The 14830-nt window shown below is 64.5% G+C and carries 14 protein-coding genes; 10 read left to right on the top strand and 4 right to left on the bottom strand.

Annotated features, from left to right (window positions below; genetic code table 11):
- The first annotated feature begins 22 nt into the window (after window positions 1–22).
- Genes WBR68_RS02200 through WBR68_RS02190 form a run of 3 tightly spaced genes read left to right on the top strand, consistent with a single transcriptional unit; the run spans window position 23 to window position 2825 of the window.
- Window positions 23–895, top strand: coding sequence for a MurR/RpiR family transcriptional regulator (locus WBR68_RS02200; RefSeq protein ID WP_230693422.1), 873 nt, complete (start codon window positions 23–25; stop codon window positions 893–895).
- 14 nt (window positions 896–909) lie between these two features.
- On the top strand, window positions 910–2400 hold the full coding sequence (locus WBR68_RS02195; RefSeq protein WP_230693421.1) for an N-acyl-D-amino-acid deacylase family protein: 1491 nt from the start codon (window positions 910–912) through the stop codon (window positions 2398–2400).
- A gap of 11 nt (window positions 2401–2411) precedes the next feature.
- Window positions 2412–2825, top strand: a complete 414-nt coding sequence (locus tag WBR68_RS02190; protein WP_050447202.1) for a RidA family protein — start codon at window positions 2412–2414, stop codon at window positions 2823–2825.
- Between the two features lie 196 nt (window positions 2826–3021).
- On the opposite strand, the gene lolA is transcribed toward WBR68_RS02190, so the two are convergent.
- Both lolA and WBR68_RS02180 read right to left on the bottom strand, forming a co-directional pair.
- Entirely contained in the window at window positions 3022–3645 is a 624-nt protein-coding gene (gene lolA, locus WBR68_RS02185) for an outer membrane lipoprotein chaperone LolA (RefSeq protein WP_230693492.1), read from the bottom strand.
- Window positions 3645–6029 (bottom strand): DNA translocase FtsK, encoded by a 2385-nt coding sequence (locus WBR68_RS02180; protein WP_127183672.1) that lies wholly within the window; start codon window positions 6027–6029, stop codon window positions 3645–3647. Before WBR68_RS02180 ends, lolA begins: the two co-directional genes overlap by 1 nt.
- Before the next feature lie 42 nt (window positions 6030–6071).
- Here WBR68_RS02180 and trxB point away from each other — a divergent pair, with 42 nt between their 5' ends.
- From trxB to WBR68_RS02155, 5 genes are all read left to right on the top strand, one after another.
- A complete protein-coding gene (gene trxB, locus WBR68_RS02175; protein ID WP_050447205.1) occupies window positions 6072–7031 on the top strand; it encodes a thioredoxin-disulfide reductase in 960 nt (319 codons plus the stop codon).
- On the top strand, window positions 7018–7686 hold the full coding sequence (locus tag WBR68_RS02170) for a Smr/MutS family protein (protein WP_050447206.1): 669 nt from the start codon (window positions 7018–7020) through the stop codon (window positions 7684–7686). The genes trxB and WBR68_RS02170 overlap by 14 nt, the downstream gene beginning before the upstream one ends.
- Window positions 7683–8012, top strand: coding sequence for a DMT family transporter (locus tag WBR68_RS02165; protein ID WP_050447207.1), 330 nt, complete (start codon window positions 7683–7685; stop codon window positions 8010–8012). The genes WBR68_RS02170 and WBR68_RS02165 overlap by 4 nt, the downstream gene beginning before the upstream one ends.
- A gap of 62 nt (window positions 8013–8074) precedes the next feature.
- Window positions 8075–8665, top strand: a complete 591-nt coding sequence (locus tag WBR68_RS02160) for a hypothetical protein (protein ID WP_230693420.1) — start codon at window positions 8075–8077, stop codon at window positions 8663–8665.
- Window positions 8652–9785, top strand: coding sequence for a hypothetical protein (locus WBR68_RS02155; RefSeq protein ID WP_050447209.1), 1134 nt, complete (start codon window positions 8652–8654; stop codon window positions 9783–9785). The genes WBR68_RS02160 and WBR68_RS02155 overlap by 14 nt, the downstream gene beginning before the upstream one ends.
- A 17-nt stretch (window positions 9786–9802) precedes the next feature.
- On the opposite strand, the gene WBR68_RS02150 is transcribed toward WBR68_RS02155, so the two are convergent.
- A complete protein-coding gene (locus tag WBR68_RS02150) occupies window positions 9803–11893 on the bottom strand; it encodes a sodium:solute symporter family protein (protein WP_230693419.1) in 2091 nt (696 codons plus the stop codon).
- Window positions 11893–12183, bottom strand: a complete 291-nt coding sequence (locus WBR68_RS02145; RefSeq protein ID WP_050447212.1) for a DUF4212 domain-containing protein — start codon at window positions 12181–12183, stop codon at window positions 11893–11895. The genes WBR68_RS02150 and WBR68_RS02145 overlap by 1 nt, the downstream gene beginning before the upstream one ends.
- Before the next feature lie 754 nt (window positions 12184–12937).
- Here WBR68_RS02145 and kdpF point away from each other — a divergent pair.
- Together kdpF and kdpA are read left to right on the top strand one after the other, a co-directional pair.
- Entirely contained in the window at window positions 12938–13027 is a 90-nt protein-coding gene (gene kdpF / locus WBR68_RS02140; protein WP_050447213.1) for a K(+)-transporting ATPase subunit F, read from the top strand.
- Entirely contained in the window at window positions 13027–14823 is a 1797-nt protein-coding gene (kdpA, locus tag WBR68_RS02135; protein ID WP_230693418.1) for a potassium-transporting ATPase subunit KdpA, read from the top strand. Before kdpF ends, kdpA begins: the two co-directional genes overlap by 1 nt.
- Window positions 14824–14830: the final 7 nt, after the last annotated feature.

Raw genomic sequence — 14830 nt, 5'->3', positions numbered from 1 at the left:
CGATCCGACCCAGGAACCCCACATGAACATCATCCGCGACATCGTCTTCCAGATACGCAGTCGGCGGGACGCATTGAGCGTGACCGAACGCAAGGTGGCCGACGCCATTCTTGACGACATCATCTGGAGCGCCAGCGCCACCGTGGACCAACTGGCCACCAAGGCCGGCGTCAGCATCGCCACGATTTCCCGCTTTGCGCGCACGGTGGGCTGCGACGACACCCGCGACCTGAAAATGAAACTGGCGCAGGCCAGCACGGTGGGCAGCCGCTTTCTTGACCCCAGCGCGCCGGCCGAGGAAAGCACCTTCTACGCGCGCATCTACGCCGACATCGAAAGCACGCTGCGCGCGCATTTGCCCACGTTTACCGAGCAGCTTTTCGAACAGGCGGCCGCCATCGTGGATGGCGCACGGATGATCTACGTGTTCGGCATGGGCGGCGCGTCCGCCGTGCTGGCGCAGGAAGTGCAATCGCGGCTGGTGCGGCTGGGCTACCCCATCGCGGTGTACAGCGACGCCGTGCTGCTGCGCATGGTGGCCGCCACGCTGGACGAGCGCGACGCCGTGCTGGTGTTGTCGGCATCGGGCCTGACGCCGGAAATCATCGGGGCGGCGCGCATCGTGAAGCAGTACCGCGCCCGCATCGTCGCCATTACCGACGCCACGTCCGAGCTGGCCAAGCTGGCCGACGTGGTGCTGCCCATCCGCACGGACGAAACCGACTTCATCTACAAACCCTCGGCATCGCGCTACGCGATGATGCTGGCCATTGACCTGCTATCGACCGAACTGGCCATGCTGAACCAAGAGGAAAACCGCGAACGGCTGCGCCGCATCAAGCTGGCGCTGGACGAGCATCGCGGCGGTCCCAACCGTTTACCGCTGGGCGATTGAACCTGGAACCCAAGATGTACGACACCCTTATCGGCAACGTCCGTGTCCTGGACGGCACGGGCGGCCCCGAATACCGCGCCAGCGTTGCCCTGGCCGATGGCCGCATCAAAGCCATTGGCGCCCTGCCCGGCGCGCAAGCCCGCCAGATCATCGACGGCACCGACCTGGCCCTGGCCCCCGGATTTATCGACGTGCATACGCACGACGACACCAACGTCATCCGCACGCCGGGCATGCTGCCCAAGCTGTCGCAGGGCGTGACGACCGTGGTGGTGGGCAACTGCGGCATCAGCGCGTCGCCCGTGTCGCTGCGCGCCGAACCGCCAGACCCGATGAACCTGCTGGGTAGCCGCGAGGACTTTGCCTACCCCAGCTTTAGCGACTACACGCGCGCCATCGAAGCGGCCCGGCCCGCGGTCAACGTGGCCGCGCTGGTGGGCCATACCGCGCTGCGCAGCAATCACATGGACCGCCTGGACCGGGTCGCCACCCGCGACGAAGTGCTGGCCATGCGCGAGCAACTGCGCGAGGCGCTGGCACATGGCGCCATCGGCCTGAGCACGGGCCTGGCCTACGCCTCCGCCATCGAGGCGGACACGGACGAGGTCAAGCTGCTGGCCGAAGCGCTGGACGAATTCGGCGCGCTGTACACAACGCATCTGCGCTCTGAATTCGCGGCCATTCTTGACGCCATGCAGGAAGCCTTCGACATCGCCCAGCACGCCCGCGTGCCGGTGGTGGTGTCCCACCTGAAATGCGCGGGCGCGGGCAACTGGGGCCGCACGAAGGAAGTGCTGTTTGCGCTGGAGAACGCCGGCCGCATGCAGCATGTGGGCTGCGACTGCTATCCCTATTCGGCCAGCTCGTCCACGCTGGACTTGAAGCAGGTTACCGACGAGTTCGATATCGACATTACGTGGTCGGTGCCGCACCCCGAGCAAGCCCGCCGCAAGCTGGCCGACATTGCGGCCGACTGGGGCGTGTCCTTGATGGATGCCGCGCGCCGCCTGCAACCGGCCGGCGCCGTCTATCACAACATGCACGAGGACGACGTGCGCCGCGTGCTGTCGCACCCACTGACGATGGTGGGCTCGGACGGCCTTCCCAACGACCCGATGCCGCATCCGCGCTTGTGGGGCGCGTTCCCGCGTGTGCTGGGCCATTACAGCCGCGACGTGGGCTTGTTGCCGCTGATCCAGGCCGTGCACAAGATGACGGGCCTGTCCGCCGCGCGCTTCGGCCTGGCTGATCGCGGTCTGGTGCGCGAGGGCTATCACGCCGATTTGGTGCTGTTCAACCCGGACACCGTCATCGACCGCGCTACCTTCGCCGCCCCTGTGCAAACCGCGGCGGGCATCGAGGCCGTGTGGGTCAACGGCGCGCTGTCCTATCGGCACGGGCAACCCACGGGCGAGCGCGCCGGCCGCTGGCTGCCACGCAACGGCGACCTGCGCGCCAGTTTTGGCGCCGCATCGCCCTATTCTTCCGCATCCACCCAAATTTAAGGAGTGCATACATGAGCAATACCCCCACCCCCGACAACAACGGCATCACCCGCTACGGCGTCGCCGGCGGCACCGGCCAAGGCGGTTCGCACATGCCGTTTGCGCGCGCGGTCGCCGCCGATGGCTGGCTGCACGTGTCAGGCCAGGTGCCGATGGAAAACGGGGAAGTGATTGAAGGCGGCATCGTCGCGCAATGCCACAAGGCGATCCAGCAACTGCTGGGCATCTTGAAGGAAGCCGGCTACGGCCCGGAACACGTGGTCCGTTGCGGCGTATGGTTGGACGACGCGCGCGATTTCCCGTCGTTCAACAAGGTCTTCAAGGAATACTTCGGCGAAAACCCACCCGCCCGCGCCTGCGTGCAGTCCAGCCTGATGGTGGACGCCAAGGTGGAAGTGGATTGCGTAGCGTACAAGCGGCCGTAACCGGCTAACGCGGGGGTGTCGTAGGATGGGTGAAGCGCGGAAGGCAAGGGGCAAGAACCCCGGCTTTGAACGCGCGTAACCCATCAAACACCGGCCCAATTCTTCTGGGGGCCGGCCATATCTCCACCTTCGTCTGATGGGTTACGCGCGTTCGACGCCGGGGTTCTTGCGGCCAATCTCCCGCGCTTCACCCATCCTACATTTTCACGACGTCCACGCCTTTGGGGGCCGTGAACTGGAATTCCTTGGCGGGTAGCGTGGGGTTGGCGTTAATCGCCGATAGGTCAACCCGCGTGGTTTGGCCGAACGAATCCAATAGTTCCACGCGCACGGGCAAGTTGTCCTTCATGCCGATATCCACGCGCGAAAAGCCCGCGTCTGCCGTGCGGGGCTTGGCGCGCAGCCAGTCTACGCCGTCCTTGGACGGCAAGGCCGACACGTCGAACGACTGCTCCAGCGAGCCCGACCCGAACAGGATCGCGGCGGGCGACGTGCCGATGGCGGCGTCGACCTTGCGTTCGGTGACCTGCGCCAGGTCGGGGTCGAACTGGAACAGCACGCGGCCGTCGGACACCACCAGTTGTTCATAGGGCTTCTGCACCGCCCACTTGAATTTGCCCGGACGCTGGAACGAGAACACGCCGGTTTGCGCGGGCTGCGTGCGGCCCTGGTTGTTCACCGTGTACTGCGAGAACGAACCCGTGGCCGACGTGACCGTGGTCACGAACGACCTCAACTGCTCTTGCGCGCTGGCGGCAAACGACAGCGCGGGCGCCAGGCTCAAGGCGGCTACGACGGCCAGGCGGCGAAACGTTTTCATCATGCTTCCTCTCGGGCAGCGGCAGCAGCGGGGACCAGGATCTCGCGGTTGCCATTGGACTGCATCGCCGACACCATACCCGATTGCTCCATCTGCTCAAGTAAGCGAGCCGCGCGGTTGTAACCAATGCGCAAGTGGCGCTGCACCAGCGAAATCGACGCGCGGCGGTGCTTGAGCACCACTTCGCAGGCCTGGTCGTACATCGGGTCGGACTCCGCGTCGCCACCGATGCCGGTGACGCTGCTGGCGCCTTCGCCGTTGTCGCCCTCGACACCGCCTTCCAGCAGCCCTTCGATGTAATTCGGCTCGCCCTGCGCCTTCAGGTTTTCCACCACGCGGTGCACTTCGTCATCGCTGCAGAACGCGCCGTGCACGCGCACCGGCAGCCCGGTGCCCGGCGGCATGTAGAGCATGTCGCCCTGGCCCAGCAGGGTTTCGGCGCCCATCTGGTCAAGAATGGTGCGGGAATCAATCTTGGACGACACCTGGAACGCGATACGCGTCGGGATGTTGGCCTTGATCAGGCCGGTAATGACATCCACGCTGGGGCGTTGCGTGGCCAAGATCAAATGAATGCCGGCGGCGCGCGCCTTCTGCGCCAGGCGGGCGATCAGTTCTTCGATCTTCTTGCCCACCACCATCATCAGGTCAGCCAACTCGTCGATCACCACCACGATGGTGGGCAACGGCGCCAGCGGCTCGGGCTGGTCGGGCGTCAGCGAGAACGGATTCGGGATGGGTTCCTCGCGCTTGATGGCGTCGCGGATCTTGGTGTTGTAGCCCGCCAGGTTGCGCACGCCCATCTTGCTCATCAGGCGATAGCGCTTTTCCATTTCGCCCACGCACCAGTTCAGCGCGTTGGCGGCCTGGCGCATGTCGGTGACAACCGGCGCCAGCAGGTGCGGAATCCCTTCGTAGACGCTCATTTCAAGCATCTTCGGGTCGATCAGGATCAAGCGGGTATGCGACGCATCGGCCTTGTAGAGCAACGACAGGATCATGGCGTTGATCCCCACCGACTTACCGGAACCGGTGGTACCGGCCACCAGCAGGTGGGGCATCTTGGCCAAGTCAGCCACCACGGGGTTGCCGGCGATGTCCTTGCCCAGCGCCATGGTCACCACCGAATGGCTGGCGTGATAGGTCTGCGACCCCAGGATCTCGGACAGGCGCACCATCTGGCGGCGCGGGTTGGGCAGTTCAAGGCCCATCAGGTTCTTGCCCGGAATGGTTTCCACCACCCGGATGCTGACCAGGCTTAGCGCGCGCGCCAGATCCTTGGCCAGGTTCACGATCTGGCTACCCTTGACCCCGGTGGCCGGTTCGATTTCATAGCGCGTGATGACCGGGCCGGCCTGGGCCGCCACGACCGTAACGGACACGCCGAAATCGGCCAGCTTCTTTTCAATCAGGCGCGACGTGAATTCGATGGTCTCGGCAGAGACGGTTTCCTGGTTGGTCAGCGGCGGGTCCAGCAGGCTGATGGCGGGAAGATCGCCCTCGGCGCCACCGGAAGGCGCAAAGAACAGCGACTGCTGCTTTTCCTTTTCCACGCGTTCGGACTTAGGCACGACGGTAATGGCGGGTTCGATCCGCACCGGCTGCTCGTGCACCAGCTTTTCCTGCTTGGCCACGACCTGTTCCGTACGCACGGCCTTGGCCACCTGACCGACCTTGCGGTCTTCGCGCGCGGCGTAGGAATCGCGAACGCGGCGCACCAGGCCTTCCAGCCACGCGCCCACGCGCTCGGCCACGGCCAGCCACGAAAACGAGAAGAACAGGCTCAGGCCGATGGCCAGCATGACCAGGAAGGCCAGCGTGCTGCCAGTGAAGCCGATGCTGCGGCTGATCAGATCGGCCAGCATGTGGCCGATGACGCCGCCCGCGCCGCTGGCGCTTTCAGACGCGCCGGGCAGATGCGTGCCGTGGCTGGCCAGGCGCAGGGCTTCCATGCCCAACGACCCTATCAGCAGCAGGAAAAAGCCGATGCCCTCTTCCCAATGGACACGCGGCAGCACTTCCGGCTGCTTACTATTAGTTACCTTAAGCTGGCTGGCCAGGCGACGATAGCCCGCCCGAACCCGGTGCAGCAGCAGGATGACCCACCACCAGGCGGAAAAACCAAACAGATAAAGCAGGATGTCCGCCAAATAGGCGCCCAACCGGCCGCCATGGTTGCGCACGACGTCGCCGGGCACCGAATGCGACCAGCCTGGGTCGGACGCGCTCCAGGTGGCCAGCACCAGGGTGAGCCAGGCCGCCAGGGCGGCAAATAGGATCCAGCGGGCTTCGCGCAGCAACGCGGAGATACGCGTTTGTAGCGGCGAAGGACCGTTGCGGGTGTTGCGCGAGGCGCGCGGGGAAGCAGTCGAGATACGCGGCATGCGGCTCATTATAATTGGGCGTTAACCTAAAGATACCCGCCCATGTCCACGCCCACGCACGCTAAAGTTTTGATACTCGGTTCCGGCCCCGCCGGTTACACGGCGGCCGTCTATGCGGCACGCGCCAACCTGAGCCCCGTCCTGGTGACCGGCCTGGCCCAAGGCGGCCAGTTGATGACCACCACGGACGTCGATAACTGGCCCGCCGACGCGGATGGCGTCCAGGGCCCCGACCTGATGCAGCGTTTCCAGAAGCACGCCGAACGCTTCAACACCGAAATGCTGTTCGACCACATCGCCAAGGTGGATCTGTCCAAGCGTCCCTTCACGCTGACGGGCGACACGGGCAAGATCTACACCTGCGACGCCCTCATCATCGCCACCGGCGCATCGGCCAAATACCTGGGCCTGCCCTCTGAAGAGGCCTTCATGGGCCGCGGCGTGTCCGGCTGCGCCACCTGCGACGGCTTTTTCTACCGCAACCAGGACGTGGTCGTGGTGGGCGGCGGCAACACCGCCGTCGAAGAAGCCCTGTACCTGTCCAACATCTGCCGCAAGGTCACCCTGATCCATCGCCGCGACAAGTTCCGCGCCGAACCCATCCTGGTCGACAAGCTGATGTCCAAGGTCGAGAACGGCAACATGGAACTGAAGCTGTTCCACACCCTGGAAGAAGTGCTGGGTGACGACAGCGGTGTAACTGGCGTGCGCGTACGCCACGTGGACACTGGCGCCACCGAAGACATGCCCGTCACGGGCGCCTTCATCGCCATCGGCCATCAGCCCAACACCGAAATCTTCCAGGGCCAACTGGAAATGAAAGACGGCTACATCGTCACCAAGAGCGGCTTGTCCGGCATGGCCACGATGACGTCCGTTCCGGGCGTGTTCGCCGCTGGCGACGTGCAGGACCACGTCTACCGCCAAGCCATCACCAGCGCCGGCACGGGCTGCATGGCCGCCCTGGACGCGCAACGGTGGTTGGAGAATGCGGGGCAGTAAGGTCGGCCTGGCCGACCTGAAACGCCTGAAGAAAGACCTGCAAGCCGAGCGCGAACGCGAAGCGCTCGCCAAGCGGGTGGCCGTGCTGAAGAAGCCTGAAACCGCCCCCATGGACGACATGGCGGCGTTTCAGCGCACCATGAAGTCGGTCACGCCGATCAAGCAGGCCGCCCGGGTGGAACACAAGCCCGCGGCGGAGCCCGCGCCCGCGCTGCGCCGGGCCAACGCGCTGGGCGAAACGCCGTCACGCGCCGATATCGGCGTGTCTGACGGCGGCGAAATCACGCATCTGCTTTCCGAAGGCGGCACCGCTTTCGTGCGCAGCGACGCGGCGCCGGATACCGCGCGCAATCTGCGGCGCGGCCAATGGCGCGCGGGCGCCGAACTGGACCTGCACGGCTTGCGCGTGGAACAGGCGCGCCACGCGCTGCTGTCGTTCCTGGATGAATGCCAGGATCACGGCATCCGCTGCGTGCGCATCGTGCACGGCAAGGGCTATGGCTCTGAAGGCCTGGAACCGGTGTTGAAAGATAAGGCGCGCACCTGGCTGGTGCAGAAGAACGAGGTACTGGCGTTTTCCGAAGCGCCCGAACGCGAAGGCGGCGCGGGCGCGCTGCTGGTGCTGCTGCGGCAATCCGAAGGACAGCGCAAATGAAATGGCTATACCTGGGCGTGGCGATCATCGCCGAGATCTTCGCCACCAGCGCGTTGAAGGGCTCCGAAGGCTTCACCCGCCTGATGCCGTCCCTCATCACCGTGTTCGGCTATCTGATCTCGTTCTACTTCCTGTCGCTGACGCTTCGTGAAATTCCGGTCGGCATCGCCTACGCCATCTGGTCTGGTGTGGGCATCGTGCTGATCTCCATCGTGGGCGCCGTGCTGTTCAAGCAGCATCTGGACACGCCCGCGCTGATCGGCATCGGCCTCATCATCGCGGGCGTGGTGGTGATGAACGTGTTTTCGAAATCGGTCTCGCATTGACGGCGCGCACGGGAACGCTTGGACGGCTCTCGTCGTGGCGCTGGCTGGCCGCCTGGCTTTGCTTGGCCTGCCTAACTTATCTGGGCTACCTGCCGACCGCCACCGCCGCCACGCAGGACTTCAACCGCGCCGCCGAACTCGCCCGCTACCGCGCGTGGCTGAAAGACTTCACACAAGATCTCGACCGGCTGTCCGCCACGCGGCGCTCGCTTAGCGACGCCCAATTGGACGAGATGTTCGCGCGCACGGTCGTGCCCGGCTCCCGGGCCGCAGGCTTTATCCGCCAGAGCTTTGCGCGGCGCGCCAAGGACGGGTCGTACATTTCCCAAACCGGACCGCGCCGCGTGTTCCTGGGCGTCTTGGAAAGCGGCATTCCGGCCGGCCAAGGCGGCCTCTACCCCGAGACAGACCCGGCGCTTGACGTCGGCGACCTGACCGTCTGGTATCTGCATGTGGACGTGGGCGACATGACCAACACGTACCTGCTGTCGCCCGACCATTTCACGCCCTACCGGCTGCCCCCGCCCGGCAAGCTGGAGCGCAAGGCTTACCCCTTCCTGCTGATGCAGACCGACCAAGGCGCCTTGCGTCTGGGCGGCGTCAGCAGCGAACTCTGGGGCCTGATCGTCTATTTGCACAATGCCGCGTATTAAGTCTGCCCTGCGCCTGCTTGCCGTGGCCACGCTATCGCTGGCGCCCCCCTTCGCGCACGCACTGTGCCAGCCCATGGCGGCATCCGGCCAACGGGAAACCGTGGTTGCCAACGTGCGCTTGAACGACACCAACACACTGCTGGCGCTGGATGGCTCGCGCATCAAGACCTGGGAGCCTCCCGTGGGCGTACGAACCGGCCCGCGCGCCACGCCGTATATCTGGGCCGAAGCCGTGGACTGGTCCGTGTACACCGCCGAACCGGGCGCCACCATCGGCCCGACTCTGCTGCGATTTGAACGCGGCCCGGATGGCGTCAAGCACGTTTGCGGCATCGCCGAGTACAGTGCGCGCGCCATCCACGAGGCGATGGAATCCGGACAGTCCTCGCTGCCCATGCCTGACAATGAAACGCGCTTTCTCTACGACGACGCGGGCAGGCTTAGCGGCTACGAACTGCGCTCGCGTAATGCGGCGGGCCGCTCCAACCCCGCCCAGCATTACTGCCTGCGTTATGACCGCAACGGCTGGCTGGCCGAACATGGCGCCAAGGCCTGCAACAAACCCTCGCAGCCACTGATGCGCTATGTGCACAATACGGCAGGCCGCCTGCTGCGCACGATTTCCTACGTGGAAAGGCAAGGCGACGCGATTGAGGTCAGGGAGTTCGACACGCAAGGCAAGCCTGGCCAGCGCACTCTGCGCCAACGGCTGGATTGGGACAACGACAAGGTGGTGCTGGGCTTGCCCCACCTGGAGCACGCGTCGGAATATTCCATTCTGGTGCTGCCCGGCCCGGACTGGGCGGCGCCGGCATTGGCGTCGTTCCACTACAACTGGGCCATCGTGCAGCCCAAGGGCGATGGCCGAGAGGTCTACGCCGCCCGCCGGGATCCCACCGCCGTGCTCGCGCAGGGCAACAGCGGCCCGAACGGCCGCTTCACGCTAAGCGCCGCACAGCGCCGTCAGGTCTGGGAGGCAGCGGGCCGACACCCCGGCGGCGTGCAATGGCTGTGGGCGCCGGGGCAGATCTACACCCTGCTGCAAGCCCTGCCCGACCCGGTCTGGCAGGCCTGCACAAACCCCGATAACCGCCAACCGAACGCCTGCAAAGCCCCTTAGGCGTTCTTAGCTGATCTCTAGGTACTTTCGGCGGGCGGCCGGGTCGCGCCAGGGCGGCGCAGATAATCCACCAGCGCCACCGTCGCGCTGTCGGGTGGAGGGGTCAGCAAGGACACCACGATGATCGTCAAGAAGGCCACCGGCGCCCCGAACACGCCCGCTGCGATCGGCTGTATGCCCCACCACAAATCCACCGGCTGCGAGCGCGAGATGCCCAGCACCGATTCGCGCAGCCACGGATGCGTGTAGGTCATATAGGCGAAGGTCACCAACAAGCCCGCCGCCATGCCCAAGGTAGCGCCCCATTTGTTGGCGCGGCGCCAGAACACGCCCATCACCAGCGCGGGAAAGAACGACGAGGCCGCGAACGAGAACGCCGCCGACACCATGAACAGAATGTCGGCGGGTTTGCGCGCCGCTACCCAAGCCGCGCCAAACGCCACCACCAGCAGCAGAATCTTCGACACCATCACCCGGCGCGCGGCCGACATGCGCGGGGACACCATCCGGTACCACATGTCATGCGACAAGGAATTGGACAAAGTCAGCAGCAGCCCGTCGGCCGTGGACAGGGCCGCGGCCAAGCCGCCCGCCGCGACCAGGCCCGAGATCACATAAGGCAGGCCACCGATTTCCGGCATGGCCAGCACCACGACGTCCGCCCCAATGCTGATTTCGCTTAGCTGCACCACGCCGTCGCGGTTGATGTCGGTGACATCCAGCAGGTTGCTGTCGACCGCGCTCCAGGCGTGCACCCAGTTGGGCAGGCTTAGGAAGTTGGAACCCACCACTTGGGTATAGACCTCGTACTTGACCAGCAGCGCCAGCGCGGGCGCCATGAAGTACAGCAACAGGATGAACAGCAGCGACCAGCACACCGATTTGCGCGCCTCGATCACCGAGGGCGTGGTGTATGAGCGCATCAAAATGTGCGGCATGCCCGCCGTGCCCAGCATGAGGCACAGCACCAGCGCCAGGAAGTTGACGCGCATGTTGCGCTGTTCTTCGGGGTCTTTGGCCGGGAACGGTTCGGCGTGCGGCGTGGCCGGCGCGGCTCGCGCCTCGTAAGTGGCGCGCGCCTGCGACCAGGCCACGCGCGCATCTTCAACGCTGGCGGGGTAAGCCGCCAGTTCGCGCTCGACCGAACGGATGTCGACCATGGGCGCGTCGGACGCGTTCAATTGCGCCAGACGGCTGCGCAGCTTGTCTTTTTCGAGCGTCCAGGATTCCGGCAGCGCCTGCACCCGCTTGGCCATCTCATCGGCATGCTGCTGCCACAGCCCGCGCGCCTCGATTTCGGAGGGATCGTTCCGCAGATAGACCTCTTTTTCGGTCACCTGCTGCAGCACCACGCCGGCGGACAACTGCGGCACGGGCATGTTCGTATGCTTGACCGACAACCACACCACCGGCACCAGGTAGGCAATGACCAGAATGATGTACTGCCCCACCTGCGTCCACGTAACGGCACGCATGCCGCCCAGGAACGAACACACCAGCATGCCGCCCAGCGCAACGAAAATACCCAGCTCGAAAGAAATGCCGGTCATGCGCGTGGTGATGATGCCCACCCCGTAGATCTGCGCCACCAGATACGTGAACGAGCACAGGATGGCGCAGGCCACGCCGGCCAGGCGCGGCATGTTGCCGCCGTAGCGCGCGCCCATGAAGTCGGGGATGGTGTATTGCCCGAAACGCCGCAGGTACGGCGCCAGCAGCGTGGCAACCAGCACATAGCCGCCCGTCCAGCCCATGATGTAGGCTAGGCCGCCATATCCCGTCAGGTACAGCGTGCCCGCCACGCCGATGAAGGACGCCACCGACATCCAGTCTGCGGCGGTGGCCATGCCGTTGTAGATGGCGGGCACACGCCGCCCGGCCACGTAGTATTCCACCTGATCGGACGTGCGGCAGACGATGCCGATACCCGCGTACAGGCTCACCGTGACCAGCAGGAACACATAGCCGATCCAGTTGCGCGGCATGCCCAGCACTTCGGCCAGCGCCAGCATCAGGATCATCAGCGCAAAACCTGCCGTGTACAGCACGTAGATACGCCGCAGCCGGATCCTGAATTCCTGGGGCGTGTCCCCGCTGAAAAACGGCATCAGCGGTCTCCCCCGGCAGAGTCGGCTTGCTCTTCAGCCAACTCATCAGCGCTGTTCATGATCCGGGCGTAGATACCAATGATGACCAGGTAAGCCAGGGGTGCGCCATAAGCCGCCATCCAGAAGGCGAACGGCCAGCCGATGAAATCAAAGCTGAGCCAGCGCGCAAAGAAGGTGGGCACGAATGTCAGCGCCGCCCAGACGGCAAGCAGCAACAGAATCAGCCGCAAGTTGCGGCGCCAATAGGGAGTCGGGGTGGAAACAGAAAGAGGTGCGCTGGATTTCGGCATAGCTAGGATGTTTTCAGACCCTACCTGGATAGCGCGAAACGCTGCGTCTGAAAAGCCCTTGCGGCAGAAATTCAGGCTTTTTATGCGACAACGGCTGGCACTGCCTGGTGCCAGCCGTTGTGCGTTTTGCTTTTTTTGAGTACTGCTTTACTTTTTTTATGTACCGGTGCCGCCGGTATTTGCCCATGCAGGGCTTTGTCTCCTCACCTGCATGGGAAGAGATTCTGCACCATGTGCGGGATTGTCACACTAGGGGAATGCCCTAAGACGGAGCATTCATTTACATATTCCATGCCCCATCATGGTGCGAAATGACCACAAAGTTCTAAATATTGGGATTTTCTGGCTGAAATCCCGGAATTGAGCCGAATTCAGGAATCTCTCCCGTCCCGGAATATGACGCTTGCCACCACGTCATGCCCGGAATCGGGCGCGGCGCGCCCGGCATGCGGGCGGCTGTATTTCACCAGGGGCCGCATGGATTCCGGCGACGTTTATTTCTTGTTTACACCCCGCCCGCGAAGCTATATCCCGTTTTTACCCCCCGCTCCGTAACCTGCCGGTGTCCTGCTTTGGTCACCTGGCCTGCCCCGGCGCGCATCCGCTTTTGCCGCGCAGGCCCGTCGTTCGAAGGGAGCGCCGCTCCCGGGAGGAAAAACGTGGATGCCATCTATATCGCCGCCTTTGCCGTCATGGCTGGGCTGACATTCGGCCTGTTGCAGTTCTGCGCCGGCTTGTCGTCGGGAGAGCCGTCATGAACTGGCTCTATGCATTCAGCGGCCTGACGGCCGCGGCGCTGTTCGTCTACCTGCTGGTGGCGCTGTTCAAACCGGAGAAATTCTGATGACCGCCGAATTCATCGGACTGCTGGTCTTGTACCTGGCAGTCCTGCTTGCGATCGCGCCGCTGCTGGGGCGCTATATCCGCATTGCCATGGAAAACGGCCAATCCAGGCTGACCGCCTGGGGCCGCCCCCTGGAACGCGGCATTTATCGGCTTGCCGGCATCGACCCGCAGGCCGAAATGGGTTGGAAGCGCTATGCGCTGGCAGTGCTGGCCTTCAACTTGATCGGCGTTGCGATGGTCTATGGCCTGCAACGCTTGCAAGGCATGCTGCCGCTGAATCCCGCCGCCATGGGCGCCGTCACCCCGGATTCGGCGCTCAACACCGCCATCAGCTTTGTCACCAACACCAACTGGCAAGGCTATGGCGGCGAATCCACGATGAGCTACCTGACGCAGATGCTGGCGCTGACGGTGCAGAACTTCGTGTCCGCCGCCACCGGCATCGCCGTGTTGTTTGCGCTGATACGCGGTTTGTCGCGGCACAGCTCCGCCACGATCGGCAACTTCTGGGCGGATATGGTCCGTTGCACGATGTATGTGCTGCTGCCGCTGTCCTTCGTACTGGCGCTTGCACTGGTAAGCCAGGGCGTCATCCAGAACTTCAGCCCCTATCAAGACGTACAAACCGTGCAAACCCTGCATTACGAGCAACCGCGCATGAATGCGGAAGGCCAGCCCGTGCTTGATGCCGCGGGCCAGCCCTTGATGGATCCCGTGACTACCTCGACGCAGACGCTGGCGATGGGTCCCGTGGCCTCGCAGGAAGCCATCAAGCTGCTGGGTACTAACGGCGGCGGCTTCTTCAATACAAACTCGGCGCATCCGTTCGAGAACCCCACGCCGCTGTCGAACTTCCTGGAGATGCTGGCCATACTGGCCATTCCCGCCGCGCTCTGCTTCGCGTTTGGCGAAATGGTCGGCAGCCGCCGCCAGGGCATCGCCATCCTGGCGGCCATGACGGTGCTGTTCGCCGTCTTCGCGCTGACCACCGCCTATTTCGAACAGCAGCCCAACCCCATGGCAGCGCAAGCTGGCGCGGACAGCGCGCTTTCCGCATTGACACCAGGCGGCAACATGGAAGGCAAAGAGTCGCGCTTTGGCATCGCGGCCACCTCGCTCTTTGCCATCATCACCACGGCCGCGTCCTGCGGCGCCGTGAACGGCATGCATGACTCATTCAGCGCCCTGGGCGGGCTGCCGCCGATGCTGCAGATGCAGTTGGGCGAAGTGGTCTACGGAGGCGTGGGCTCGGGGCTGTACGGCATGCTGGCCTTTGCGGTGCTGGCGGTCTTTATCGCCGGCCTGATGATCGGCCGCACCCCGGAATACCTGGGCAAGAAGATCGAAGCCTACGACATGAAGATGGTGTCCATCATCATCCTCACCACGCCCTTGCTGGTGCTGGGCGGAACTGCCCTGGCCGTCTCCCTCTCAGCCGGACAGGCTGGCGTGCTGAATCCGGGCATCCACGGGTTCTCGGAAATTCTGTATGCACTGTCCTCGGCGGCCAACAACAACGGCAGCGCCTTTGCCGGGCTGTCCGCGAATACGCCCTTCTACAACGTGCTGCTGGGCATCGCCATGTGGTTCGGCCGCTTCGCCGTGATCGTCGCGGTGCTGGCCATGGCCGGCTCGCTGGCGGCCAAGCGGCGCTTGCCCGCCGGCCCCGGCAGCATGCCCACCACCGGCCCCCTCTTTGTGGTGCTGCTGATCGGCGCGGTGCTGCTGGTGGGCGCGCTGACGTATGTGCCGGCGCTGGCCTTGGGGCCCGTCGCCGAACACCTGCAACCTTGAATGCAAC

It is taken from the genome of Achromobacter sp. JD-1, assembly GCF_038594925.1.
Lineage (GTDB): Bacteria > Pseudomonadota > Gammaproteobacteria > Burkholderiales > Burkholderiaceae_B > Achromobacter > Achromobacter spanius_C.
The sequence above is the reverse complement of the archived record's forward strand: the minus strand, read 5'-3'. Positions and strand labels throughout refer to the sequence as shown.

Coding starts and splice junctions, on each gene's coding strand:
- kdpA (WP_230693418.1), top strand. CDS start 13,027: ATGACCGCCGAATTCATCGGACTGCTGGTCTTGTACCTGGCAGTCCTG.
- trxB (WP_050447205.1), top strand. CDS start 6,072: ATGTCCACGCCCACGCACGCTAAAGTTTTGATACTCGGTTCCGGCCCC.
- WBR68_RS02190 (WP_050447202.1), top strand. CDS start 2,412: ATGAGCAATACCCCCACCCCCGACAACAACGGCATCACCCGCTACGGC.
- kdpF (WP_050447213.1), top strand. CDS start 12,938: ATGAACTGGCTCTATGCATTCAGCGGCCTGACGGCCGCGGCGCTGTTC.
- WBR68_RS02165 (WP_050447207.1), top strand. CDS start 7,683: ATGAAATGGCTATACCTGGGCGTGGCGATCATCGCCGAGATCTTCGCC.
- WBR68_RS02200 (WP_230693422.1), top strand. CDS start 23: ATGAACATCATCCGCGACATCGTCTTCCAGATACGCAGTCGGCGGGAC.
- WBR68_RS02170 (WP_050447206.1), top strand. CDS start 7,018: ATGCGGGGCAGTAAGGTCGGCCTGGCCGACCTGAAACGCCTGAAGAAA.
- WBR68_RS02145 (WP_050447212.1), bottom strand. CDS start 12,183: ATGCCGAAATCCAGCGCACCTCTTTCTGTTTCCACCCCGACTCCCTAT.
- WBR68_RS02195 (WP_230693421.1), top strand. CDS start 910: ATGTACGACACCCTTATCGGCAACGTCCGTGTCCTGGACGGCACGGGC.
- WBR68_RS02180 (WP_127183672.1), bottom strand. CDS start 6,029: ATGCCGCGTATCTCGACTGCTTCCCCGCGCGCCTCGCGCAACACCCGC.
- WBR68_RS02155 (WP_050447209.1), top strand. CDS start 8,652: ATGCCGCGTATTAAGTCTGCCCTGCGCCTGCTTGCCGTGGCCACGCTA.
- WBR68_RS02150 (WP_230693419.1), bottom strand. CDS start 11,893: ATGCCGTTTTTCAGCGGGGACACGCCCCAGGAATTCAGGATCCGGCTG.
- lolA (WP_230693492.1), bottom strand. CDS start 3,645: ATGAAAACGTTTCGCCGCCTGGCCGTCGTAGCCGCCTTGAGCCTGGCG.